The organism is Stenotrophomonas sp. SORGH_AS_0321 (assembly GCF_031453215.1).
Taxonomy (GTDB): Bacteria; Pseudomonadota; Gammaproteobacteria; order Xanthomonadales; family Xanthomonadaceae; genus Stenotrophomonas; species Stenotrophomonas chelatiphaga.
The window spans coordinates 3,690,617-3,715,449 of sequence record NZ_JAVIZG010000001.1; the positions used below are offsets into that span (position 1 = coordinate 3,690,617).

Consider the following 24,833-nt stretch of genomic DNA (forward strand, 5'->3'; position numbering starts at 1 on the left):
CTGCGGACGCCCAGGCAGCTTCCTGCAGCTACGCCCGCAACGCCACCAGCGAGTCCTGCTGCAGCTGTTCGTACAACGCGAACTCGTCATGCACTCGCGCGCCCAGCGCGGTTTCAAAGGCATCGCGGTTGGCATGCGCCGCATACGCGCGCTGTTCGCCGCCGCCCAGGTTGGACTGGAAAATGCCTGCGGCGCTGACCGGCAGGAAGTCTTCGTAGATGATCGGATCGGCGGTCGCCAGGCCATCGGCGATCAGCACTTCAGCCGGCAGTTCGGCCAAGCGCTGCCGGGCTGCACGGCCGGCCTCGGTCAGCTGGTAACGGTAGTAGCCCAGGCCTTCGCTGCGCAGCGTGGCGTGGTCGTCCGGGAAGCCGGCAAACGCCGCCTGCAAGCGCTGGCCATAGTCACCGCCGGTGCTGCCGGCGCCCTCGGTTTCGCGCGCCTGCGCCAGCAACTGGTCGTACAGCGCGCGGCCCTTCGGGGTCAGCGCCAGACCGCGCTGTTCGATCTCGCCGAAGCGTGCGGTATGGGTGCCGGCATCGCCGCCGTCGTCCTTCGGGAAATGCACCGGCTCTTCCAGCGCCTTGAAGCTGGTCTGCCGCAGCAGGATGGGGCACGCACGGCGCGGCGGGCCTTCGATGACCGCCTTGGCGGCCATGCCACGTTCGATCATCGCCGTCTGCGCCGCATCGATGTCCAGCGTGCGCGGAGTGAGGTGGTTGATGTGCGGGCCACGGAAACTGACCACGTCGGCGATCAGCCGATGCGCATTGCCCAGGGCATGGTAGGTATCCAGCGCCACGGTGGCGTCGCTGTGCCAGCGGAAGGTTTCCAGTGCTTCGGCGACGAAGCGTTCGGCGTCGGCGGCGTGCAGGCCGCCCTCGCGCTCGGCCTGTTCGACCAGCGCCAATGCGTCGTCGGTGAAGATGCGCCGGTGCGCCAGGATCTGCGCGGCCTGCTCGCGCAACGCTGGATCTTCGATCAGCTCCAGCCGCAGCAGCGAGGTGAACACGCGGAACGGGTTGGCGGCCAGCGCCGCCGCGTCGATCGGGCGGAAAGCGGTGGAATGCACCGGCACGCCGGCCACGCTGAGGTCGTAGTAGGCGACCGGATACATGCCCATCACCGCGAACAGGCGGCGCAGGGTGGACAGCTCTTCGGCGCTGCCGACCCGGATCGCGCCATGCCGCTCTTCATCCAGGCGGCCGCGGCCGTCGTTGCGCTCCAGCTGCGCGGCCAGCTCGGTGTCTTCGGCCAGCACCTGCGCGTTGATCTGCGCGACCAGGTCGACCAGGTCGCCGTACAGCGGCACTTCGGTGCGATACATGCGCGACATGGCCTGTGCGAACAGGCGGCGGATGGCATCGGGCGAAACGAATTCAGCAGCGCTCATGGGGTATCCAGCAAGGAACACGGAACATGCGTTGGCACGCATTGTCGCCGGGCCATCGCCGCTTTGAAACCCTGCCCATCCCCGCTGGCGCTGGTAGCGCCGAAGGCAGCGGTAGGAGCCGCTGCCAACGTCGCCTGCGACGGCCCGCAGGGTGCTGGTCAGGACGACCGGCATAGCCACGCTCGGCGGCAATCGGGCAGACCGCCGAGCATGGCTCGGCGCTACCGCTCCCCGCCCAGCTGGCGGCGCAGCGTGGCATCCAAGGTGATCGGGCGATCCCAATGCCGGTAGCTGGCCACGATGGCATGGCGCAGCGCGCGCTTGTGCAGGTTGTCCGGCGCCACCGGCAGGGCTTCCACGGCCGCCGCCCAGCCGGCATCGCGGTGGGCGCTGAACGCCCGTACCACCTCGCGGCAGCTCAACGTGATGGCCTTGGCCCAGAAGCAGGCAAAGTAAACATCAGCCGCGTGCCAGCCGTGGTTGTTGACCAGCGCGGCGGCGTAACCGCGATCCACCCCGCTGTAGCGCGCGACCTCGTCCAGGAAACTGTCCGGATAGCGTTCGGCGTAATGGTTGATGTCGGCCAGCCAGGTGTCGATCCACGCATCACCGGTGTCCACCGCGTAGGTGGCCGATTTTTCCGCTGTCTGCTGGGCCAGCGTGATCGCCGGCACCAGCAGCACGGACAGCAACAGCAGCGTTTTCAGCAGGCGCATCATGCTGGGATTGTGACCCAGCCGGGCCGCCGTGTCAGGTCAGCCGTGTCAGGTCAGCCGTTTCAGGTCAGCCGCTTCAGGCGGCCGAGGCCTTGGCTTCGATCGCCTGCAGCGCGGCCGGCCAGTCCCACGCCGTATCGGCGGTGACCATGCGCGGTTCATCGTCTGCCACGCCGTGCTCGGTTTCGTGCGCCCAGGTCACCGCGTAAGGCGTATGCACGCCCCAGCCACCGAGGGTCACCACCGGTTCGATATCCGAGCGCAGCGAGTTGCCGACCATCACGAACTGGTTGATCGGCAGGTCGAATTCGGCCAACACGCGGGCATAGGTCTGCGGATCCTTCTCCGACACGATTTCGATGCGCGGGAACAGGTCGTGCAGCTGGGCCACCTTGATCTTGGCTTCCTGGTGGAACAGGTCACCCTTGGTGATCAGCACGACGGGGTACTGTTCGGCGATCAGGGCCACCGATTCGCGGACGCCGTCGATGAGTTCCACCGGATGGCGCAGGGTGTCGTGGCCGATGTCCAGCATGCGCTGGATGTGCGTTGCGCTGACCCGGCTGTCGGTGATTTCGATGGCCGCTTCGATCATCGACAGGGTCATCGCCTTGACGCCATACCCGAATACCGCGAGGTTGCGCCGCTGCACATCGAGCAGGTGCCGGGCGGTCTGCGTGTCGTGCACGTCGATGTAGTGCGAGAGCAGGTCGAGGTAATCCTGTTCGGCCTTGCGGTAGTAATCCTCGCTCTTCCACAGCGTGTCGTCACCGTCAAAACCAACCAGGCCGATGGCGCTGCCGCGCGCGGGCGTGGATATCTTCATGCATGAAGAATAACAGGGCGGCCCACGCACTGGCCTGCGTGGGCCGCCCTGCCTGTTGCGGCGTGCCGACCAAGGTCGGCGCTTCGTGCTGCCGCGCGGTGCGCTCGCCGAGCGTGGCCCGGCGCTACGCGGGTGTTGCCGGGCTTAGTTGCCCTGCGCGCCGGCGGCGCCCTGCTGGGCCTGCACGAAGGCCTTGTATTCATCGGCCGACAGCTCGCCGTCCTTGTTGGTGTCGGCCTGGTCGAAGACCTGTGCGAGGCCGGCGTTCACCTGTGCCTCGGTCTTGCTGATGGTGCCGTTGCCATCGGTATCGATGCTGGCCCAGGTCTGGCCGCCCCCGTTGGCCTGTGCTGCAGCCTGGCCGGCGGCATGGGTAGCCTGGTCTGCGGCATTGCCTGCTTCAGCCGCCTGGTTGCCGGCCGCAGCTGCCGCCTGCTGTGCCTGCACGGCCTGCGCCTGTGCAGTGGCCGCCTTTTCCTGTGCGGCGCTCTGCGCCATGGCCGGAAGGGCGAACACACTGCCGGCGGCAACGAGGAGGGCGATCAGCGGCTTGCGGTTACGAAGAGTCATTGGGTGGTCTCCTTGGATGTGATGTTGCACGGCCATGTGTTCCGTACGGGGCCTACGTTGGCAGCGCGCCGATGAACACAAATTGGGCCGCGATCGGCCTTCATACGCGGCATTAACCACTACCGGCCGGGCATCGGCTACCGGCTTGGTTAGAAGGCAGTGAGCGGAAAGTAAGGTGCGCATTCAGCGGCCGCGTATTTAACGAGACGCGAACGAAATTCAGCCTGCGTCACCACGTTCCGGCGCTGACCGCGAACTGAACAACACCCAGCCGAGCGCGACACCGGACAGCGCACCGATGATTTCCAGCACCACGCGGCTGCCCAGTTCGTTCGGATCGTGGATGGTGGACAGGTAAAGGCGCGCGTAGAACGGCGATTCCATCCGCACGATACCCATGTAGAACAGCTTCCACATGTCGATGCCGGCGGCGATGACCACCGCGATACCGCTGGCCCAGCCCAACGCGTGGCCGTGGGTCCAGCGCAGCACGCGCGCGATGTGGTGGAACAGGAAATACACCAGCAGGCCCACGAGCAGGGCGATGCCCGCAGCTTCCAGGGTGCCGAGCAGACCGAAATGGAGGGGAAGGTTCATGGCCACAGTGTAATGGCCGGGCACCCCGCGCGAATCAGTCCACCGGCACGTCGTAGGCGGTGTGCGGGTCCGGCTCGGGCTGGAAGGTGTAGTGCCACCATTCCTTCGGGTAGTTGGCGAAACCGGCGGCGGCCATCGCCTGCAGCAGGTAGGTCCGGTTGGCCTGTTGCAGCGTGCTGAGTCCATCGGCAGCGGTGTGCGCACGCATGCCGAAGAAGTCGAAGTCGGTGCCCATGTCCAGTGGCGTGCAGCGCCCGGCTTCGCACTGCATCAGGCCCACGTCCACGGTGGCGGCGCGACTGTGGCCGGACTGCTCGGCGATGTAGCCCTCGGCGAACAGGCGGGACTTGTCCACGTGCGGGTACTGCATGGCCTTGCGCGAGGTTTCGTGCGGGTCCCGCGCCCAGGCCACGAAGGCCTGCACCGAACGCACCGGGCGGTAGCAGTCATGCACCTGCAATGCATGGCCCTGGCTGCGCAGCTGGCGTTCCACCTTCGCCAAGGCATCGGCGACCGGCGGCAGCAGATAGCAGGCAGCTGCCTCATAGCCGGGCACCGGGCGGCCGGTGAAGTTGTTGGAGGTGGCGTAGCGGATGTCCAGCGCGATGCCGGGCGCGCGCGTGCGGATGTCCACGAGCCCGGCCTCGGCGGCGCTGCGCGCAGGCGATACGGTCGGCGCTTCAGCGGCGCCGGCGCTGGTTGCCAGGGCAATCGCCAATGCGAGTGAAATGCAGGTCCTGGTAGTCATAGCTGAAGTCGATATCCGGGTCGATGGCACGCAGGTCCAGGGTAGGGACCGGCGTGTCGTTGGGCTGCAGCCACGCCTGCGCGGCCGGTTCCAGCGTATCCCAGCGCAGCACCCAGCGCGGTCCGGCCTGCACGACATCGGCCTGCAGCCGCGGCGATTTGTCCACGCTGAAGCGCAGCCTCCCCTGCTGCGGGCACAGCGACGCCTCGCCCAGCCAGGGATCGCGATAGCGGCCCTGCAGTGCTGCCAGCGCGGTTGCCGGCGCTGGCACTGTGGTGCGGGTATCGGGCAGCGGATCGGCCTCTGTCGGCGACGGCGCGCGTGCCTGCGCCAGTTCGTCCAGCCAGCCATCCACCCCCTGCGTGGCGCCCGGGGCGGTGTAGTGCTTCAACGCGGCCTGCATCAGCGCGGTGCGCGCATCTTCGCCTTCACCGTTGATCAGCAGCACCACGCCGACCTTGCGGTCCGGCAGCAGCGCCAGCGAGGAATACATGCCGGACATCGTTCCGGTATGCGCCACCTTCCACTGCCCGTCCAGGTCGGACAGGCGCCAGCCGTATCCGTAGCCGGCGAAGTGCGCGTTGTCCCAGCGCCGTTGCCGCTCGCCCAGGGGCATCGGCATCTGCAGCGTCCACAGTTGGCGGCGCTGTTCACTGCCCAGCCAGCCCGGCACCTGCGACGGATCCAGCAGCACCTGCATCCAGCGCAGCATGTCGTTCAACGAGCAGCGGATGCCACCGGCCGCCATCGACGGCGAATCCGGGCTGCTGTCGCCGTCCGCGGCGATCACCACGTTGCGCCCCTCGCGGCGCACGTGGGGCTGGGCGATGTTGCCCACGGCCGGGGGAGACCACGCGCCGACCTGGCAACGCGACAACCCCAGCGGGATGAACACCTGTTCGCGCATCAGCTGGTCATACGGCTTTCCACCGGCTGCGGCGGCCACCTCACCGGCGACCACGTACACGAGGTTGTCGTACGCATAGCCACTGCGGAAGCTGGTGACCGGCTTGAGGTGGGCCAGCCCGGCGATGATGTCGGCGCGCGTGAAGTGGTTCGGTTCCGGCCACAGCATCAGGTCGCCGGCGCCCAGGCCGAGTCCGCTGTTGTGGATGAGCAGGTCGCGCACCTGCATCTGTTCGCCCACCCAGGGATCGAACATCGTGAAGGACGGCAGGTGCCTGCGCACCGGATCGTCCCAGCGCAGCGTGCCCTGTTCCACCAGGCGGGCGAGCAGGGCGGCGGTCATCGCCTTGCTGTTGGAGGCGATCTTGAACAGCGTATCGGCGTCGATGCGGGCGCCGGGGGTATCGCCGCGGCTGCCTTCCGCGCGGCGGTAGACCACCTTGCCGTCGTCCACCACGCCCATGGCGATGCCGGGCAGCTGCTCACGCTGCATCGTGCGTTCGAACATGGCGTCGAACGGTGGGGCTGCAAGGGCGAACAGCAGCAGGGGCGCGAACATGGAATCAACCTTCAGCATGGATGGGTAGCGCCAAACCATGCTCGGCGAGCGAAGCGGCAGGGGCAAGAGCGTGACGACCAACGGTCGTCACCCACCAGGGCAAGAGCCTGACGGCCAGCGGCCGTCACTACCAGGACAGGCGGGTAGCGCCGAGCCATGCTCGGCGAGCGAAGCGGCAGGAGCAACGGCGTGACGACCAACGGTCGTCACGCACCGGGGCAAGAGCCTGACGGCCAACGGCCGTCACTACCAGGACAGGCGGGTAGCGCCGAGCCATGCTCGGCGAGCGAAGCGGCAGGAGCAACGGCGTGACGGCCAGCGGCCGTCACTACCAAGGCAAGAGCGTGACGGCCAGCGGCCGTCACTACCAGGACAGGCGGGTAGCGCCGAGCCATGCTCGGCGAGCGAAGCGGCAGGAGCAACGGCGTGACGGCCAGCGGCCGTCACTACCAAGGCAAGAGCGTGACGGCCAGCGGCCGTCACTACCAGGACAGGCGGGTAGCGCCGAGCCATGCTCGGCGAGCGAAGCGGCAGGAGCAACGGCGTGACGGCCAGCGGCCGTCACTACCAAGGTAAGAGCCTGACGGCCAGCGGCCGTCACTACCGGGGCCGGCCGTCGCTGCCGGGCTAGAAATTCCAGGCCACCACCAGTTGCGCGTAACGCGGTGCCTGCCAGCGGGTGCCGGTGTTGAACGTGGCTTCGCGGTACACGCCCGGCTGGCTTTCATAGCGCTGGTGCACGTTGATGACGGTCTGGTTGTTGAACAGGTTGTAGACCGACAGCCGCGCGCTCAGGTCGATGCCGTCCACCGGCAACCGCCAGGTCACGTTGGCGCCCATGGTCCACGTCCACGGCAGGTTGCCGAACGCACCGCGGGCGGTAGGCTCGAACACGCGCTGGTCGTAGCTGCCGCTGCAGTTGGCCACGCACAGCCAGCCGGTGCCGCCCCCGCTGCCTTCGCTGGAGGTACTGCCGCCGGCCACCGTGTCGCCCGGCCACATCACGCCGAAGGCGGTGATCGGGCCACCCGACTGCACCTGCAGCGTCGTGCCGAACGACCACTGTTCGTTCAACGCATACGCCGCGCGGAACTTGAACTGGTGGCGAAAGTCGTTGAACAGCGACCCGTAGCGTTCGTTGTTGGAAGGATGGTCCCAGTGCTGGACCATGCCGGTGTCGCCGTAGTTGGTATCCGAGTTCACCGGGCCTTCGAAATTGCCCTCGCTCTTGGACCACAGGTAGGACGCGTTAAACATCCACTTCTCGTCCCACGCACGGTCCAGCTGGAACTCCAGCGCCTTGTAGGTGCGCTTGGACTTGGAATAGCCGACCACTTCGCCACTGCCGCCCTTGCGGTAGCCGCTGTTGGCGGTGTCGATGGTGATCCAGCCTTCCTCGGCGCAGCCGATGCTGGAATCGCCCCAGATGGTCAGGCTTTCGCCGGGGTTGGCGATCGGCCACAGGGTGCTGCCGGTCGGACCGCACGGGGTGTAGTTCAGGCGCATGTCGTCCAGCGCGCGGGTCATGCGCCGGTAGGTCCCGTTGACGCCCCACGACCAGGCTTGGTTGATCATGGTCTGGAAGCCGAGGATGTATTCGTCCTGGTAGACCGCCTTCAGGTCCTTGTCCACGCTTTGGCGCAGATCGGCCGCGCCGGTGTTCATGCGGGTATCGGTGGGACCGACCTGCTGGCCAATGACCGGCGCCATGTACGGCGCACCGGTGACCGGGTTGCTCTGCTGCTGCCAGCCGTCGAGCACGTAGTAGGTGTATTCGTCGGTGAGCCCGCCGGCGAAATTGACGTTGATGTTGTTGGTCACCGGCAGGTAATAGCGGCCGGCGTTGCCGAACAGCTTGGTGCTGCCGTCACCCTTCATGTCCCAGGCAAAGCCCACGCGCGGGGCGATCAGGTCGTCCATCTTGATGAAGGCATCGCCATCGGCGGTGCGGTTCTCGAAGCGGTCCCAGCGCACGCCCAGGTTCAACATCAGGGTGGAGGTGACGTTCCAGACGTCTTCCAGGTAGAAGGCGTTGGCCTCGGTTTCGAAGGTGCCGCCGGACACGCGGTTGCGCGCGCGCAGCATCTGGTTGACCCCGGCCGGCACGTAGGCGTTGGCGCCGTCCCACACCTCATCGCCGGGCCGCGCCGCATACGCGGTGTAGGTCATCTGGCTCGGGCCCGGGTAGCGCGTGGACTGCTCGGTGGTCATCAGTTCCCGGTCCACGCCGAAGCGCAGCAGGTGGCGGCCGAGTGCCCATTCGAAGTCCAGCCGCGCGGCATCGCGGGTGTCATCGCGTTCGGCGATGGCGGTGCCGGTGGGATGGCAGCCGGCGCGCAGGCCGTTCAACTGGCCCAGGTAGGGTGCATAGGTGGCATCGGTGAACACGGCATCGCAGTACAGGTCCAGCGTGGAATTGGAGAACGCCCGCTGGTTGTTCTGGCCGACCATCGCCTTGGCGGTGAAGCTTTCGCCGAAGCGGCCGGTATAGGTGGCCGACCAGTTCTTGCCGCCGCCGTCGGTCAGCGTGTCACCGCCCCACTGGCCCAGCGTGCGGGTGTCCCAGGTGTAGCCGGACGAGGCCTGGGTGGTTTCGGTCTCGTCGGAGAACGCCAGCAGTTCCAGGGTGTGGTTGTCGGTGATGTTCCAATCCAGCTTGGCACCCCAGAAATCATCGTTGCCGCTGTTGTCGAACCAGGTGCGGCCATCGGATGACGTGTTGTTGCCATCGGTATCGCGCTTTTCGTACATCGCGAACAGGAACAGCCTGTCCTTCACCAGCGCGCCGGAACCCCAGACGTTGGTCTTGGTGAACGAGGTGGCGTCGGTGCTGGCGTAGGCGTGCGGCGAGCCGTCGCGGTGGAAATGATCGCGTGCCGCCGAGCGCCAGGCATTGGGTTCGAAGGTGACTTCCGCGCCGCCCTCGAACTCATTGCTGCCCGAGCGGGTGACCGCGTTGATCACCCCGCCGGTGGAGCGGCCGAACTCCACCGAGTAACCGCCGGTCTTGACCTGGAATTCCTGGAAGAAGCCGAACGGTGCGCTGGAGAAGCCCCGCCGGGTGTACATGTCGGTGACGTTGAGCCCGTTGATGTAGACCGCGTTTTCGGCCACCGAGGAACCGGCGAAGGACAGCCCGCCGAACGACGAGTTGCCCCCGACCACGCCCGGCGCCAGCAGGGCGACGGCGGACAGGTCCTGCGCCACCGGCAAGCGCGAGATTTCCTGGCGGTTGACGTTGAAAGAAGTCTCGGTGGAATACACGTCCACCCGGTTGATCACCCGCGAACCGACCACCTGCAGGGCATCCAGGTTGACCACCCCGCCACCGCTGGCCAGGTTCACCGTGGTGGTGCCACCGACGGCGACGCTGACGCTGACCGGCTCGCCCAGGGCGGCACCGTCGCGGCTGAGCTGCAGGGTGTAATCGCCCACCGGCAGCTGGCCCAGGCGGTAGCTGCCATCGCTGGCGGTGGTGGCCGAACGGGTCAGCCCGGTACCGCGGTTGACCACGGTGACCAGGTCCCCGGCGGTGGCCCGGCCGGCGACTGCGCCGGAAACCGTCTGTGCCGTTGCGACGCTGGGCACGATCATGCCCAGGCACGCGCCCAGGGCGACGGCCAACGCCGCCCGCTTGATGCTGATTGCCTTCATCCCCTGCTCTCTCCTGCAGAAATTGAACGGTGTGGTTGACTAGGGTGTCGCGCTGGGTTTGCCGCCTGCAGGCCGTACCGTCCACTGGAACTGGTCGTCCCACTGGTCGAAGTACAGGTTGCCGCCTGCCCACTCGGCCTCGCCGCGCTGCGAGTCCACCGTTTCCGAGCGGAAGTGCTGTTTGGCCGGCACGAAGGCCTGGCCGAAATCATCGTTGAAGGCGATCCGGTAGCCGTCGATGCCACCGATATAGAAGTCGCGCAACGCCGGCTGGTCACTGTCCAGTGCACCAGTGGTGACGTCCATCGGCAGCCAGCCGTACGGCGCCAGGTACACCGCGCCCCAGTCGTGCAGGTTGCTGTAGCCGATCGCGTTGTCGGAGAACACGCGGCCGGATTGCCAGCGCGCCGGGATGCCGTTCATGCGCAGCAGGGTGATCAGCAGCAGAGTCTGCTGGCCGCAGTCGGCATGGCCGGCCTGCAGCGCATGTTCGCTGATGTTGCTGATCGTGGAATATTCACGCGCGCCGGCCCACGGGATCTGGTCAACCGCGTGATACAGCAGGCGCACCACTTCAAGCGGCCGCGTCTCACCCTGCAGCACGCGTTCGGAATAGGCGCGCAGTGCCGGGGTGAAGCGCACGTGCGGTGACTGCTCGGCCAGGTACGGTGCCAGCGCCGCATCGTTCGGCGTGGGCTGCACCGCAGCAGGATCAATCGCGGTGTGGCGGGCGCTGACGGTCAGCGCGTAGCGGATCTGGAAACGGGTCGGCTGCCCGGCCACGGCCGGCGCTTCCAGGTAGGCGGTGCGCTGCAGCGTGCTGGCAGGTGCCAACTGCGCGCCGGACGGCGAACTGCCGATCCACTGCAACTGCTCCTGCTGGCCGGGGATTTCGCGCGGGTACGGAATCCAGGCACGCACGGTCTCGCCGGCCGGTACCGCATCGGCCTTGACCACCAGCGACTGGGTGACCTCCACGCGTTGCGGCAGCACCGAATCGGCGCCGCTGCGCGCGGCGGCAGCCACCACCTGCGCGTGGTACGGGGCCAGCCTTTCGTAGGGTCCATCGGCCGGCATCGGGGCATCGGCACGGCGGCGTGCGCGGGCCTCGCTGCTGAGGCGGAACAGGTTGGCCGGGGCACGCTTGAAGTACCGCCGCTCGCCATCGATATCCAGGTGCTCGATCAGTCCCTGTGCGTCCCAGCGCGCGAACTCGTCATCGCGCAGGTCGGGGATCCAGTGCCGCAGCTTCTGCTTGGCGGCCGCTTCATCCAGGCTGAAGTCCAGGCGGATGCGCCGCATGCGCTCCTGCTGGAAGGCCAGCGCATCCCGATCGACGGCACCGGGAGGGCGTGCCAGCCAAGCATCAAGCAGCGCGTTGGCCTCGGCGAATCGCCCCTGGTCGATCATCGCGATCACCGCCGCATCGGACGCCGCAGCGGGTATCGGCGTGGCCGCGTCGGCCGCAGGCTGCGCCCACGCCACGGCCGCGCACAGGCAGGCAGCAGCAGGCAGCAACAGTTTGCGAACAACCGGATCCACAGCGACACTTCCCCAGCGCGGGTGGTAACAGCTGTGTAACACGCAGCGAGATGAGGGTCAATAATTTATTCTTGCGTTCCGCGACGAAAGGAATAACTATTCCAACAGCTTTCCAACAGGGTCACTGCCGCATGTTCCTGGCTCCCCGCAGCACCCGCCGTGCCCTGATGCTGGCCCTGTGCCTGGCCTTGGGCAGCAGCGCGGCATCAGCGCTTGCGCGCGCGCCGGCCGCCACGCCGGATCCCGGCCCCGCCCTGCCCTATGTCATCGGCCTGCACGAGGCCTATCTGACGCCGCAGTACTGGGCCGCGCGGCTGCCCGATGCCGATGCGCTGATCCTGGACCGCACCCAGATCGCCGCGCAGAACACGCGCATGCGCGCTGGAGACCCGCACATCCAGGACATCGCGGCATTGCCCGCATCGCTGCCCGCCGCCACGCTGCGCGAATCGATCACCGCGCTGTCGCGCTGGCCGACGCGGGCGCTGTATGACGCCCACGGCACCGGGATCCCGGCCGGCCAGCGGGCCGACATCGAAGCCAACCTCGCGCTGGACAGGCTGCCCGCCCGCACCGCGCCGCAGTACGGGCTGGTGGTGCACCGCGCGGCGCTGCGCACCTTCCCGACCCGGCAGCGTGTTTTCAGCAGCACTGAAAACACCGATATCGACCGGTTCCAGGAATCGGCGCTGTTCCCCGGCGACAAGGTCGCGGTGGTCCACCGCAGCGCCGATGGCGCCTGGCTGTTCGTCCACAGCGAGCGTTACAGCGCGTGGATCGAAGCGCAGTACGTGGCCACCGGCAGCAGGGACACGGTGCTGGGTTACGCCGCGACCGGCCCGTACCGGGTGATCACCGGTGCAGTGGCGCATACCGCGTTCACGCCGGAAGAGCCGCGCGTTTCGCGCCTGCAGCTGGACATGGGCGTGCGCCTGCCGGTGCTGGCGCAGTGGTCGCCGGCGCAGGCGGTCAACGGCCAGCAGGCGCACGCCAGCTGGGTGGTGCAGCTGCCCGTGCGCGAAGCCGATGGCGCGCTGAAGCTGGTGCCCGCGCTGCTGCCGCGTTCGCAGGACAGCAGCGCCGATTACCTGCCGCTGACCCCACGCACCCTGCTCACCCAGGCGTACAAATTCCTGGGCGAGCGCTACGGTTGGGGCCACGACTACGACACCCGCGACTGCAGCGGCTTCGTTTCGGAGATCTACCGCAGCGCCGGCGTGCTGCTGCCGCGCAATACCAGCGCGCAGGGCATCAGCCCGGCGCTGGATCGCATCGCCTTCACCGAAAAGGACGGCGCCGCCCGACGCGAGCGCGCCGTGGCCGAACTGCAGGTGGGCGACCTGGTGTACATCCCCGGCCACGTGATGATGGCGATCGGCCACGTCGACGGCCGTACCTGGGTGATCCATGACACCGCCGGTGGCAGCTGGAAAGGCGAGGACGGCACCCGCATCCAGGCGCACTTGAACGGTGTATCGGTCACCCCGCTGGAGCCGATGATGGCCAGCGATGACCTGCGCTACATCGACCGCATCACCAACATCCAGCGGGTGCGCCCGCAGAGCACGCGACAGACGCCTTGATGAAAATCACCGATATCGAACTGGGCATGCTGCGCGTGCCCCTGAAGACACCCTTCAAGACCGCGCTGCGCACCGTCGACACCGTCGAGGACGTGGTGGTGATGATCCGCACCGACACCGGCCACACCGGCTACGGTGAAGCGGCGGCGACCGCGGTGATCACCGGTGATACGCACGGGTCGATCATCGAAGCGATCCGCCACTTCATCAAGCCGCGGCTGGTCGGCCAGGACGTGGCCAACCTCAACCGCCTGTGCGCCCTGGTGCAGTCGTCGATGGAACGCAACAGCAGCGCCAAGGCCGCGGTGGAAATCGCCCTGTACGACCTGTGGGCGCAGCTGCACGACGCGCCGCTGTACCAGATGCTCGGCGGTGGCGATCCGGTGATCACCACCGACATCACCATCAGCGTGGACTACATCGACAAGATGGTCGCCGACTCCCTGTCCGCGCTTGATCGCGGCTTCGAATCGCTGAAGATCAAGGTCGGCAAGGACATCGGCCTGGACATCGAACGGGTCAAGGCCATCCATGCCGCCGTGCAGGGCCGTGCGCTGCTGCGGCTGGATGCCAACCAGGGCTGGACCGCCAAGCAGGCGGTGCAGGCGATGCGTGCACTGGAAGAGGCCGGAGTGGTGCTGGAACTGCTGGAGCAGCCGGTCAAGGCGGCTGACATCGCCGGCCTGAAGTACGTCACCGACCGGGTCAACACGCCGGTGATGGCCGATGAGAGCGTGTTCAATCCCAGCCAGGTGATCGACCTGATCCAGCAGCGCGCCGCGGACATCGTCAACATCAAACTCATGAAGACCGGTGGGCTGTCCAATGCGATCCGCATCGCCGACATCGCCGCCATCCACGGCGTGCCATGCATGATCGGCTGCATGATCGAATCCAGCATCAGCGTGGCCGCCGCGGTGCACCTGGCGGTGGCCAAAAGCGATGTGATCACCAAGGTCGACCTGGATGGGCCGTCGCTGGGCCAGTTCGACCCGGTCAGCGGCGGAGTGACCTTCAACGAATCGGAAATCAGCATCAGCGACGCGCCGGGGCTGGGCATCACCGAAGTACGTGGACTGGAGAGGCTGGCGTGAGTGCGGTCCGCTGCGGCAACGCCCTGGATGCTGCTGCATGCCGCCGCTGCTGAAGATCCGCGCCGAGCGCGGACAGATGTCGGCGATCGAGCGCCGCATCGCGGATTTCATCCTTGAGAACGCGCACCTGCTGCGCGATTACTCCTCGCAGCAGCTGGCCAGCGCGCTGGGCATCAGTCAGTCCAGCGTGGTCAAGTTCGCGCAGAAGCTGGGTTTCAGGGGCTATCCGGACCTGAAATTCTCCATCGGCCAGGACGTGGCCCGCAGCGGCGCCGCGCCGGCCTCACCGCCTGCGGTCGCCGAAGGGCTGGACGGGTACCTGCGCATTGCCCAGGCGCTGCAGGCCAGCAAGGCGGCAGCCGAGGACGAAACGCGGGCGGCCAATCCGCAGGCCGACGTGGAGCGCATCGTCGCCCTGGTCGATGCGGCGCCCAAGCTGTTCGTGTACGGGCTGGGCGACGATGGCCTGTACGCGCGCGAATTCGCGATGCGGCTGTCCCTGCTGGGCATGCTGGTGGTGCACCACGCCGATCCGATCCTGATGCTGGCCAACCTGTCCGCTGCGCGTCCCGGTGACGTGATGCTGGTGTTCTCCGAGTTCGGCAAGCTGCCACAGCTGTCGATGCTGTCGCGGCAGTTCCAGGACCTGGGCGGCAAGGTCGTGTCGATCACCCGGCACACCGCCAATCCGCTGCGCGCCCATGCCGATGCCTCGCTTGCGGTATGCGCCGAAGACCGCGCGCCGCACATGGCGCAGGTGCTGTACCGTGCGTCCTTGCAGTCCCTGCTGGATTTTGTTTTCGTGCTGTTGTGCGACGCCAATCCGGATCGCAACCGCCAGTTGGCGGTGAACCTGGAACGCATCGAACACCTGCTGGATACCTGACCGGAGCCGCCCATGAAGTCGCTGTTGCGTTGCCTTGCCGTTGCAGCCCTGTTACTGGCCGGTCCGGCGTGGGCAGCCAGCCCGCTGGACGGTGCCAGGCAGGTGGTGGTGGTCACCAGCGAAGGCTGGGACAGCACGCAGGGACGCCTGCAGGCGTTCGCCCGCACCGACCACGGCTGGAAGCCGGAAGGCGCCGCGTTCGACGTGGCCCTGGGCCGCAGCGGCAGCGCCTGGGGCATCGGTCTGCATCCAGCGACGGACGCGCTGCCGAGCAAGCGCGAAGGCGATGGGCGCAGCCCGGCCGGGGTGTTCGCGCTGGGCACCGCGTTCGGTTACGCAGCGCAGGCGGACACCGCCCTGCCCTGGCAGCCGATGCAGGAAAGCAGCTACTGCATGGACGTGCCGGATTCGCCGTACTACAACCGCATCGTCGATGCCGGGCGGGTCGGCGCCGAGGCCGTGGAAGGGTCTACCGAACCGATGCGGCTTGACCTGCACAACCACGGCGACGTGCGCTACCAGCAGGGCTTCGTGATCAACCACAACCCGCGCAACGTGCCCGGCCAGGGCAGCTGCATCTTCGCCCACCTGTGGCGCAGGGAAGGCGAGGCCACCGCCGGCTGCACCGCGATGACCGCCGCGCACATGCAGCAGCTGCTGGCCTGGCTGGATCCGCGCAGCGCGCCGGTGTTCGTGCTGCTGCCGCACGACGAATACGCGCGCCTGCAGCAGGCATGGCAGCTGCCTGCCCTGCCCGCTGCCAACGGCCACGCCCGGTGAGCGCGCCGGACACCCGGCCCACCCCCAGCCTGCAGCGCGCGGTCAGCCGCTGGCAGATCGTTGGCCTGTCCATCAACGATGTGATCGGCAGTGGCATCTACCTGCTGCCGGCCGCCACGGTGATGCTGCTCGGGCCGTTCAGCCTGTGGGGCGTGCTTGCTGCCGGCGTCGTGGTCGCGCTGCTGGTGCTGTGCTACGCGCAGGCCGCCAGCTACTTCGACGAACCTGGCGGCAGCTACCTGTATGCCCGCGAGGCCTTCGGCCGCTTCGCCGGTTTCGAGATCGGCTGGATGATCTGGCTGACCCGCATCAGTTCGGCGGCGGCCCTGAGCAACGCGCTGGCCGATGCGGTGGCGCGCTTCTGGCCGCTGGCCGGCAGCGGCGGTGGGCGCATCGCGGTGATCGTGCTGTCGCTCGCCTTCCTGACCGGGGTCAACATCATCGGCGTGCGCTCGGCGGCACGCACCGGGGTGGTGCTGGTGATCGGCAAGCTGGTGCCGCTGCTGCTGTTCGTGGCCATCGGTGCGTTCTACATCGACCCGCAGCTGGCGTTCTCCGGCCAGCGTCCGGACCCGCACGACCTGCAGCGCATGGGCGAGGCGGCGCTGCTGCTGCTGTATGCCTATGCCGGCTTCGAAAACATCCCGGCCGCCGCGGGCGAGTACCGCAATCCGCGGCGTGACATCCCGTTCGCGCTGATCACCATGATCATCACCGTCACCGTAATCTACGCCGCGGTGCAGATCGTGGCGCAGGGCACCCTGCCCGGCCTGGCCGGCTCGGCCACGCCGCTGGCCGATGCCGCAGCGGGCTTCGGCGGCGAGGCCCTGGCGCTGATCCTGACCGTGGGCGCGACGATCTCCATCCTGGGCACCAACAGCAACACGATGATGATGGGCCCGCGCTTCCTGTATGCACTGGCCGCCGATGGCTATGGCCCGAAGGTGCTGGCCCACGTGCATCCGCGCTTCCGCACGCCGGCGGCGGCGATCCTGTGCCAGGGCATCATCTCGCTGCTGCTGGCGCTGAGCGGTTCGTTCGTGCAACTGGCGCTGCTGTCGATGACCACGCGGCTGTTCGCCTATATCGGCACGGCCGCCGCGGTGCTGGTGCTGGCCAAGCGCTACGCCGACCGCCCGGGCGCGCTGAAGCTGCCGGGAGGTCCGCTGATTCCGGTCCTGGCGCTGGTGCTGTGCCTGGCGCTGTTTGCCAGCGCCAGCTGGGCGAACATCCTGGCCGCGCTGGCCGCCTTCGCCGTGGGCGCGGTGATCTACCTGTTCCCGCGCAAGGACGGTTGATGCGTCGGTGGCCGGCGGATCGGCTCTACGCTGCGCTCACGCGCCGGGTCCGGGCCGTTAACCGGCCCGTTGTCAGGATGGAGCCTCATCCAACGACCACAGACGGAGCCGACGAATGAGCCCCGATTATCAGATCCCCGGCCGCGTGCCGGAAGACGGCGTACAGCGCGAAGCCTTTGCCAACTACTGGCGTGAGCGCTATCCGAGCGAGCCCTATTACGATGCCAGCTCGTCCTTCGATGACTACGAACCCGCCTACCGGCTGGGCCACCAGTCACGCGCACAGGATGTCATCCGTGCGTATGAAGAAGTGGAGCGCGAGCTGCAGACGCGCTGGGCAGCCGAACGTGGCGAAAGCCGACTGGAGTGGTTGCAGGCGCAGCATGCGGTGAAACGCGGCTGGGAAGATGCGCTGCTTGCCGATCCGCGGTTGGACAAGGGCCCGACGCGCGGCATCTGATGCGTCGCACCTGATCCACCACAAGGCCGCAGCGTCCCACCATTCAGGGGACGCTGCGGCGTGCACGGTCGCAATGGTATACAGAGGGGGTTGGCCATCCGCATCCCCGCCTGGAGATACCCATGACCCGTAAGTTGCTTCTCACCCTGGCCATCGGCCTGACCCCGATGCTTGCCACCACGGCCTGTGGCGCCGCCAGCCAGGACGCGCCCGCGCCTGCGGCCGCTGCACCGGCGCAGAAATCCTTCAGCGCGTTCAACGCCACCGAATTCGCCACGTTAGACGAGCCGTGGGCAATGACCTTCCTGCCCGACGGCAGCCTGCTGGTCACCGAAAAAGCCGGGCGCCTGCAGCACCTGGATCTCACCAGCAGGACCAAGCATGAAATCACCGGTGGCCCTAAGGTTGCCTACGGCGGCCAGGGCGGCTTCGGTGACGTGGTGCTTCACCCCGACTTCGCCAGCAATCAGCTGGTGTACCTGAGCTACGCCGAAGAAGGCAGCAACAACACCCGCGGCGCCGCCGTGGCGCGCGCCAAGCTGGTGCTCGATGCCAGCGGTGCCGGCACGCTGCAGGACGTTTCGGTGATCTGGCGCCAGGACGCGAAAGTCAGCGGCAACGGCCACTATGGTCATCGCATCGCCTTCGGTCCGGACGGCAAGCTGTGGATCACCTCCAGCGAACGGCAGAAGTTCGACCCTGCACAGGACATGGCCAGCAACCTCGGCAAGCTGATCCGCCTGAATGACGACGGATCGGTGCCGGCTGACAATCCGTTTGCTTCGCAGGGCGGAGTCGCGGCGCAGGTGTGGTCGCTGGGCCATCGCAACATGCTGGGTATCGCGTTCGATGCCAACAACAAGCTGTGGGTGCACGAGATGGGCCCGGCCGGTGGCGATGAGTTGAACCTGATCACCCGCGGCGAGAACTACGGCTATCCGATCGTATCCAACGGTGACCACTACGATGGCCGCCCGATTCCTGACCATTCCACCCGCCCCGAATTCGCCGCCCCCAAGGTGACCTGGAACCCGGTGATCTCGCCGGCTGGCTTCATAATCTATAGCGGGGACCTGTTCCCGCAGTGGAAGGGCAGCGGCTTCATCGGCGGCCTGTCATCGCAGGCGCTGGTACGCGTGAGCTTCGACGGCGAGAACGCACGCGAAGCCGAACGTTTCGACATGGGCGCACGCATCCGTGAAGTGGAACAGGGTCCCGATGGCGCGGTGTGGGTGCTTGAAGACGGCAAGAACGGCAAGCTGCTGAAGCTCACCCCGAAGAGCTGACCCGGTAGTGACGGCCGCTGGCCGTCACGCCCCTGGTGGGTGACCACCCTTGGTCGTCACGCCGTTGCGCCTGCCGCTGCGCTCGCCGAGCATGGCTTGGCGCTACCGGCCTTCATGTCGGTAGTGACGGCCGCTGGCCGTCATGCCCTTGGTGGGTGACGACCGTTGGTCGTCACGCCGTTGCCCTTGCCGCTGCGCTCGCCGCTACCGGTCATTCCTGCAGGGCGACCACCTTGACGTCGGTGCGGCTGCAGGCCTTGTCCAAGCACGTGCCGTTCAACCAGGCCTGACCGTTGCCGATCATCACGCCCTGCTGGTTGGCGAACACGGTGTCGAAGGACTGCGCGCTGATCGCACGGGCCACCGGGGCGGTGATGATGCGCTCGTATTCGCGCTGGAACGTCGCCGCATCAGGCACCTCACGCTTGCTGCCGCCAGTGTCCACGCGCAACGGATAGCGCATCAGCGCGGCCACGGCCGCGCGGTCATCGCCGGCAACACCTTGCTGCAACGCCTTGAACACGGTTTCGTACTGGTCGGCATCGCCAAGCACGCGCTCGATTCGCCCGCGCGCATCGCCGGTACCCGGTGCGGCCGCGTCGGCCGGTGCGTTCGGGCCGGATTCGGCAGGCGGCGCCTGGGCGGCATCTGCCGGCACGAACGGGGCGGTCGGCTCGTTCGGAGACGGTGCCACGATCGGGTCATCCGGCGTTTCACTCGGGCCTGCGGCAGCGGACATCGGCGGCGGCGCAGCATCGGCAGGCGCGGCAGGCGCATCTGCCTGCGAACAGGCGACCAGCCAGAACGGGGTGGCCAGCAACAGCGGCAAGGTGAATGAACGGGACAGGCGCATGCACGACTCCGGCAGGAACGAAGACACCCAGCCTAGCGGCGCCAACGTGAGCCGGGCATGCATGGCCCGCGCAGGCCCGGTCCCAGGCCCATTCCAGGCAACAACCAGCGCGTCCGGACAGGCCGGACGCGTCAGCACCCTCAGTCGGCGAGCAGCTCGAACTGCACCGGGGAGCCGCTGATCGCCGATGCGCACACCCACAGGTCGAACAGGCCCGCTTCGGCACGTAGCACGCCATCGCGGCCGGTGAAGGCCAACTGCGAGCGCTGCACGCTGAAGCTCACCTCGGTCGATTCACCGGGCTGCAGCATCACCTTGCGGAAGTCCTTGAGCTCGCGCACCGGCCGCACGCGGCTGGCCACGCGGTCGTGGATGTACAGCTGCACCACTTCTTCGCCGGCCACGCTGCCGGTGTTGGTCAGCGTGGTGGTGATCGTCAGCGTGTCATTCCAGCCCAGCCGGGTGCTGCTCAGCTGCGGCACGCCGTAGGCAAAGCTGGTGTAGCTGATGCCATGGCCGAAGGCATACAGCGGCTCGTTGGGGATCTCGCGCCAGCGTGCCTTGAACTCGGACATGGTCGGCAATTCCGGGCGACCGGTACGCGGATGGTTGTAGAAGTACGGCTGCTGGCCGGACACCTGCGGGAAGCTCACCGGCAGGCGCGCGGACGGGTTGTAATCCCCGAACAGCACATCGGCCACGGCGTGCCCGGTCTGGGTGCCCAGGTACCAGGTGATGGCCACCGCCTGCGCATTGCGCACTGCGCCCTGCAGGGCCAGCGCCCGGCCATTGCGCAGCAGCACCACCATCGGCTTGCCGGCCATCGCGACCGCTTCGGCCAGCGCCTGCTGGGCCGGCGGCAGGGTGATCTCCACGCGCGACTGGGCTTCGCCGCTGTAACGCTGCGGTTCGCCCAGTGCCAGCACCACCACGTCGGCGCGCAGCGCGGCGGCCACGGCCGCTTCGATGCCACCGGCGATGCCGCTTTCCAGTTCGCAGCCCGGCACCACTTCCAGCAGCGCTTCATCGCCGATGGCGGCACGCACGCCGGTTTCCAGGTCCACGTAGCGGCTCTTGTCGCCGAACAGGGTCCAGCAGCCTTCGATGTTTTCGCGGTCCTGCACGAACGGGCCGATCAGCGCGATCTTCTGCCCGTCGCGGCGCAGCGGCAGCGCCGACTGTTCGTTCTTCAGCAGCACGATGGAGCGACGTGCCGCATCGCGCGACAGCGCGTCATGCGCGGCGATATGCGAATCGTCCGCTTCGCGCGCCGGGTCCAGCGAGCGGTAGGGATCATCGAACAGGCCGATGGTTTCCTTCAGCCACAGGATGCGGCGCACGCCTTCGTCCAGCACCGCCATCGGCACTTCACCACTTTCCACCAGGCCCGGCAGGTGTTCGGCGTAGAAGCCGCTCTGCATGCTCAGGTCCAGGCCGGCAGTGAACGCCTTGGCGGTGGCATCGCGGTCATCGGCGGCATAGCCGTGGGCGACCAGTTCCATGTCGGCGGTGTAATCGGAAATCACCACGCCGGGGAAGTTCCACTCACCGCGCAGGATGTCGGTCAGCAGTTCGGCGTTGGCACTGGCCGGCACGCCGTTGATGTCGTTGAAGGAGGACATCACGGTGATCGCGCCGGCATCGAAGGCAGCCTTGAACGGCGGCAGGTGCACGTCGCGCAGGGTCTGCGGCGAAATGTCCACCATGTTGTATTCCATGCCGGCCATCACCGCGCCATAGGCGGCGAAATGCTTGGGCGTGGCCAGCAGCGCATCGTGCGCACGCAGGTCATCGCCCTGGAAGCCGCGCACGCGGGCGGCGGCGAACGCACAGCCCAGCACCACGTCTTCGCCGGCGCCTTCCGCGCCACGGCCCCAGCGCTGGTCGCGGGCGATATCCACGGCCGGTGCGTAGGTCCAGTGCAGGCCGGCCGCAGTGGCTTCCACGGCGGTGGCACGGGCGGTGCGGCGCGCCAGTTCCGGTTCGAAGCTGGCCGCTTCGCCCAGCGGGATCGGGAACACGGTACGCATGCCATGGATGACATCGGCGGCCAGGATGACCGGGATGCCGAGGCGGCTTTCTTCGATCGCCACCTGCTGGATGCGACGGCCCAGCTCGGCGCCGACGCCGTTGAACAGCGAGCCGACCTTGCCGTCGCGCACCTGCTGCAGCACCTGGTCAGCGTTGCTGACGTTGGCTTCCGGGTTCACGTCCGGGGCAAAGGGACGAACCATGTCGGCGAACACGCCCAGCTGACCGACCTTTTCTTCCACGGTCATCTGCGCAATGAGGGATTCGATACGTTCGGAAGCCACCGGGTGTCCTTGATGTAAACGTTTTCAGTGCCGGCATTCTAAAGGTACCGGGCACAAAAGTGCGCATCTTCTGCGTTCATGTTTTCCGCCCGCGCTGAGTGCGACGGCGCGGCCGGGGTCAGCTTAAAGCATGCCGGGCGCCGGGGTGGCGGGTGGGGTCGACGGCTGTTCCGGGGCCGCCAGGCGGCCCACGTCGGCGCTGCGGGCCCGGGCGTCCATCAGCATCGCGTCGCTGGAAGCCTGGAACACGCGCAGCCCGAAGGCCGGCAGGATTGCCAGCAGGTGGTCGAAGACATCCGACTGCACGCTTTCGTACTCGGCCCAGGCCACGCTGCGGGTGAAGCAGTACAGCTCCAGTGGCAGGCCTTCGGTGGTGGGCTGCAACTGGCGCACCAGCAGGGTCATGTCGGTGTTGATCCCCGCGTGGCTGCGCAGATAGCGCTCGACGTAGGCGCGGAAGGTGCCCAGGTTGGTGACCCGCCGGCTGTTGATCTCACCGGCTCCCTGCGCGCGCAACTGCGCGTTCCACTGGTCCAGCTCGGCATCTTTTTCGTGCAGGTAATCGGCCAGCAGGGCGAACTGGCCGACCCGCGCGCGTGCCTCGGCGTCCATGAAACCGACGCTGTGCTGGTCCAGGAACAGCGCGCGCTTGATCCGGCGGCCGCCGGACTCCTGCATGCCACGCCAGTTCTTGAACGATTCGGTGACCAGCTTCTTGGTCGGGATGGTGGTGATGGTCTTGTCGAAGTTCTGCACGGTGACGGTGTGCAGCGCGATGTCGATGACGTCGCCATCGGCGTTCTGGCTGGGCATCTCGATCCAGTCACCCAGGCGGATCCGGCCATCGCCGCTGATCTGCACGCTGGCCACCAGCGACAGGATGGTGTCCTGGAAGATCAGCATCAGCACCGCGGTAGCCGCGCCCAGGCCGGTCACCAGGTAACGCAGTTCCACGCCGGCGAGCGTCGCCACGATCGCCAGCCCGGCAATCGCGAAAATGACGATCTTGGCGACCTGCAGGTAGCCCTTGATCGGCTTGTTGCGCGCGTCCGGCCGACGCTCGTACAGATCGTTGGCGGCATCCAGTGCATGCGACAGTGCCATCGAGACGGTCAGGATGGCCCAGGCCTGGCAGGCCGCGACGATGAACGCCACCAGCCCGCCGGGCAGGTCCGGCACGTAGGTGATGCCCGAGGCGATGACCTGGCTGGGCACCACATTCGACAGCCGGGAGATCACCCGCATCACATTGCTGCCGCGGCCGGAATCAGCCCCCGGCAGGCGGGCGAGCAGGCGGCGCAGGCCACGCAGCAGGATGCGCTTGGTGACCCAGTTGGCCAGCGCGGCGGCGATCACCAGCGCCGACAGCATCAGCGCGAGATAGGCTCCGGGATACGGCGCCAACGAATCCTGCAGGCTGTCCAGCCAATTCACCACCACTACCGCATCCACCACCAGGTCGCCTCCTTCTTGTAGGTCGTTTTTTGGTTTCCGGTAGCCGACCGGGGCCGGCACTGCCGGGTTACAGGGCCCGTTCGCGCTCGATGATCACGCCGACGGCGCGCGCACCGCGTACGGCACCGGGCTTGCTGAGCTTCAGCCGCAGCCACTGCACGTCGAATTCCTGCAGCACGATCTCCGCGCAGCGCTCGGCCAGGGTTTCCACCAGGCCGAAGTCCGAGGCCCGCACGTACTCCTGCAGCCGGTTGCTGACGGCTTTGTAATTAAGGGTGTGCTCGATGTTGTCGGTGGCGGCCGGACGACGGTTGTCAAAGCCCATTTCCAGGTCGAACACCAGCGTCTGGCGGATCCGTCGTTCCCAGTCGTAGATACCGATCAGGGCGTCGATTTCCAGCCCTTCGATGAATACCTTGTCCATGATGCCTGCCACACGAAAGAGGCGGTCATGGTAACGGGACAGGCCGCGGGGTGCAGAGACGTGGGATGAACAGCGGGGCCGTCTCTTCTCAGTGGTTTGCAGGCACGGCTGGGAGATCCCCGCCCCCCGGGCGTAGGGGCGGGTCGCTGGGCGTTGGAATGACGTGGTATCCAAAAACATCGGCCACGAGATTGCCGAAACCAATACGCGACCCGTAGAGAACCACTGCCGCCACCGCGACACAGGCCGCTGCGAGCAGGTTAGCCGCAAGATTCTCGGCAACAGCGCGGATGAACGACCTGCTGCGGGCAAGTTGGCGACAAAGCTCGCGCTGATAGAGCCGTGCGATTTCCCCTGTCGACTCCTCCAGCACCTCCTGAACGAACACCTCAAGTGATCGCTCAGCCTCGGACCGATAGGCCGACACACGCAGGTCAAGGTTGGCAGTGACGATGAATGCATCAAGCTCGTCGTCCCTCGGGAGCCGCCCCTTGTCCAGGCGAAATGTCTCGATGAAGGTCAACTTGTCACGCGTGTACAGGGCATAGGCGACATGAACCGGCCATATCGCCCTAATCGTTGACCAGCCTTGCGAAGGTCAGACGATCGGACATCACTGCATCAACCGCGCTTCAACGACCCGAACGCAATCCTGCCGGCGCGATCGATCATCTCGCGGCTCAACCTCAAGGGAAGCCGCAGTGGGGCCTCTGCGCCGCGAAGGGAAGATCGTGCTATCAGGCGAGCATTGGCATCGCGCACCATCTGCCGTGTCACGACGAATTTCGGATGGACCATGCGCATGAGGCATTCCTCGGTTCGATCAGGCATGAACGAGTATTGCACTCACGCAAGCATCAACCAGCGTCCAAGCGGCCATTATCAGAA

Annotated in this window: 22 protein-coding genes; 7 read left to right on the forward strand and 15 right to left on the reverse strand. The window is 67.1% G+C overall.

The window, feature by feature from the left end; translation table 11 throughout:
- Positions 1-28 precede the first annotated feature (28 nt).
- From QE373_RS16605 to QE373_RS16645, 9 genes are all read right to left on the reverse strand, one after another.
- Entirely contained in the window at positions 29-1,393 is a 1,365-nt protein-coding gene (locus QE373_RS16605) for a VOC family protein (RefSeq protein WP_309688630.1), read from the reverse strand.
- A gap of 221 nt (positions 1,394-1,614) precedes the next feature.
- Positions 1,615-2,109 (reverse strand): hypothetical protein, encoded by a 495-nt coding sequence (locus tag QE373_RS16610; protein WP_309688633.1) that lies wholly within the window; start codon positions 2,107-2,109, stop codon positions 1,615-1,617.
- A 76-nt stretch (positions 2,110-2,185) separates the two neighbouring features.
- Positions 2,186-2,935: an HAD family hydrolase gene (locus tag QE373_RS16615; protein ID WP_309688636.1), complete on the reverse strand. Its 750-nt coding sequence runs from the start codon at positions 2,933-2,935 to the stop codon at positions 2,186-2,188.
- A 144-nt stretch (positions 2,936-3,079) separates the two neighbouring features.
- The gene (locus tag QE373_RS16620) at positions 3,080-3,505 is read right to left on the reverse strand and encodes an EF-hand domain-containing protein (RefSeq protein WP_309688639.1); all 426 of its coding nucleotides are present in this window, start codon (positions 3,503-3,505) and stop codon (positions 3,080-3,082) included.
- A gap of 219 nt (positions 3,506-3,724) precedes the next feature.
- Positions 3,725-4,102 (reverse strand): hypothetical protein, encoded by a 378-nt coding sequence (locus QE373_RS16625; protein ID WP_309688642.1) that lies wholly within the window; start codon positions 4,100-4,102, stop codon positions 3,725-3,727.
- 34 nt (positions 4,103-4,136) lie between these two features.
- The gene (locus QE373_RS16630; protein WP_309688644.1) at positions 4,137-4,850 is read right to left on the reverse strand and encodes a M15 family metallopeptidase; all 714 of its coding nucleotides are present in this window, start codon (positions 4,848-4,850) and stop codon (positions 4,137-4,139) included.
- A complete protein-coding gene (locus QE373_RS16635; RefSeq protein WP_309688647.1) occupies positions 4,783-6,315 on the reverse strand; it encodes a serine hydrolase domain-containing protein in 1,533 nt (510 codons plus the stop codon). Before QE373_RS16635 ends, QE373_RS16630 begins: the two co-directional genes overlap by 68 nt.
- Positions 6,316-6,942: 627 nt before the next feature.
- On the reverse strand, positions 6,943-9,969 hold the full coding sequence (locus QE373_RS16640; RefSeq protein WP_309688649.1) for a TonB-dependent receptor: 3,027 nt from the start codon (positions 9,967-9,969) through the stop codon (positions 6,943-6,945).
- A 39-nt stretch (positions 9,970-10,008) separates the two neighbouring features.
- Positions 10,009-11,511, reverse strand: a complete 1,503-nt coding sequence (locus QE373_RS16645) for a transglutaminase domain-containing protein (protein WP_309688652.1) — start codon at positions 11,509-11,511, stop codon at positions 10,009-10,011.
- 131 nt (positions 11,512-11,642) lie between these two features.
- Between QE373_RS16645 and QE373_RS16650 the strand changes: the two genes are divergently transcribed.
- The 7 genes from QE373_RS16650 (at position 11,643) to QE373_RS16680 (ending at position 18,898) form a co-directional block, all read left to right on the forward strand.
- Positions 11,643-13,094: an SH3 domain-containing protein gene (locus QE373_RS16650; RefSeq protein ID WP_309688654.1), complete on the forward strand. Its 1,452-nt coding sequence runs from the start codon at positions 11,643-11,645 to the stop codon at positions 13,092-13,094.
- A complete protein-coding gene (locus tag QE373_RS16655) occupies positions 13,094-14,188 on the forward strand; it encodes a dipeptide epimerase (RefSeq protein ID WP_309688659.1) in 1,095 nt (364 codons plus the stop codon). The genes QE373_RS16650 and QE373_RS16655 overlap by 1 nt, the downstream gene beginning before the upstream one ends.
- Before the next feature lie 37 nt (positions 14,189-14,225).
- Positions 14,226-15,074 (forward strand): MurR/RpiR family transcriptional regulator, encoded by an 849-nt coding sequence (locus QE373_RS16660; protein WP_123700253.1) that lies wholly within the window; start codon positions 14,226-14,228, stop codon positions 15,072-15,074.
- 12 nt (positions 15,075-15,086) lie between these two features.
- Complete coding sequence (locus QE373_RS16665; RefSeq protein ID WP_309688662.1) at positions 15,087-15,854, forward strand: L,D-transpeptidase family protein; 768 nt, start codon at positions 15,087-15,089, stop codon at positions 15,852-15,854.
- Complete coding sequence (locus QE373_RS16670) at positions 15,851-17,152, forward strand: APC family permease (RefSeq protein WP_309688665.1); 1,302 nt, start codon at positions 15,851-15,853, stop codon at positions 17,150-17,152. The genes QE373_RS16665 and QE373_RS16670 overlap by 4 nt, the downstream gene beginning before the upstream one ends.
- Before the next feature lie 115 nt (positions 17,153-17,267).
- Positions 17,268-17,612 (forward strand): hypothetical protein, encoded by a 345-nt coding sequence (locus QE373_RS16675; RefSeq protein WP_057508208.1) that lies wholly within the window; start codon positions 17,268-17,270, stop codon positions 17,610-17,612.
- 122 nt (positions 17,613-17,734) lie between these two features.
- Positions 17,735-18,898 carry a PQQ-dependent sugar dehydrogenase gene (locus tag QE373_RS16680; RefSeq protein ID WP_309688669.1) on the forward strand — a complete coding sequence of 388 codons (1,164 nt, stop codon included), beginning with the start codon at positions 17,735-17,737 and terminating at the stop codon, positions 18,896-18,898.
- Positions 18,899-19,109: 211 nt separating this feature from the next.
- On the opposite strand, the gene QE373_RS16685 is transcribed toward QE373_RS16680, so the two are convergent.
- The 6 genes from QE373_RS16685 to QE373_RS16710 all read right to left on the reverse strand — a co-directional run bounded on the left by QE373_RS16685 (position 19,110) and on the right by QE373_RS16710 (position 24,776).
- Positions 19,110-19,751, reverse strand: a complete 642-nt coding sequence (locus QE373_RS16685) for a hypothetical protein (RefSeq protein ID WP_057508206.1) — start codon at positions 19,749-19,751, stop codon at positions 19,110-19,112.
- Between the two features lie 140 nt (positions 19,752-19,891).
- Positions 19,892-22,066, reverse strand: a complete 2,175-nt coding sequence (locus QE373_RS16690) for a glycoside hydrolase family 3 N-terminal domain-containing protein (protein WP_123700248.1) — start codon at positions 22,064-22,066, stop codon at positions 19,892-19,894.
- A 123-nt stretch (positions 22,067-22,189) separates the two neighbouring features.
- Positions 22,190-23,521: a mechanosensitive ion channel domain-containing protein gene (locus QE373_RS16695; protein WP_083491977.1), complete on the reverse strand. Its 1,332-nt coding sequence runs from the start codon at positions 23,519-23,521 to the stop codon at positions 22,190-22,192.
- A 67-nt stretch (positions 23,522-23,588) separates the two neighbouring features.
- Positions 23,589-23,945: a dihydroneopterin aldolase gene (gene folB / locus QE373_RS16700; RefSeq protein WP_057508231.1), complete on the reverse strand. Its 357-nt coding sequence runs from the start codon at positions 23,943-23,945 to the stop codon at positions 23,589-23,591.
- Between the two features lie 88 nt (positions 23,946-24,033).
- Entirely contained in the window at positions 24,034-24,468 is a 435-nt protein-coding gene (locus QE373_RS16705; RefSeq protein ID WP_309688675.1) for a hypothetical protein, read from the reverse strand.
- Positions 24,469-24,566: 98 nt separating this feature from the next.
- Positions 24,567-24,776, reverse strand: coding sequence for a hypothetical protein (locus QE373_RS16710; RefSeq protein ID WP_309688677.1), 210 nt, complete (start codon positions 24,774-24,776; stop codon positions 24,567-24,569).
- Positions 24,777-24,833 lie beyond the last annotated feature (57 nt).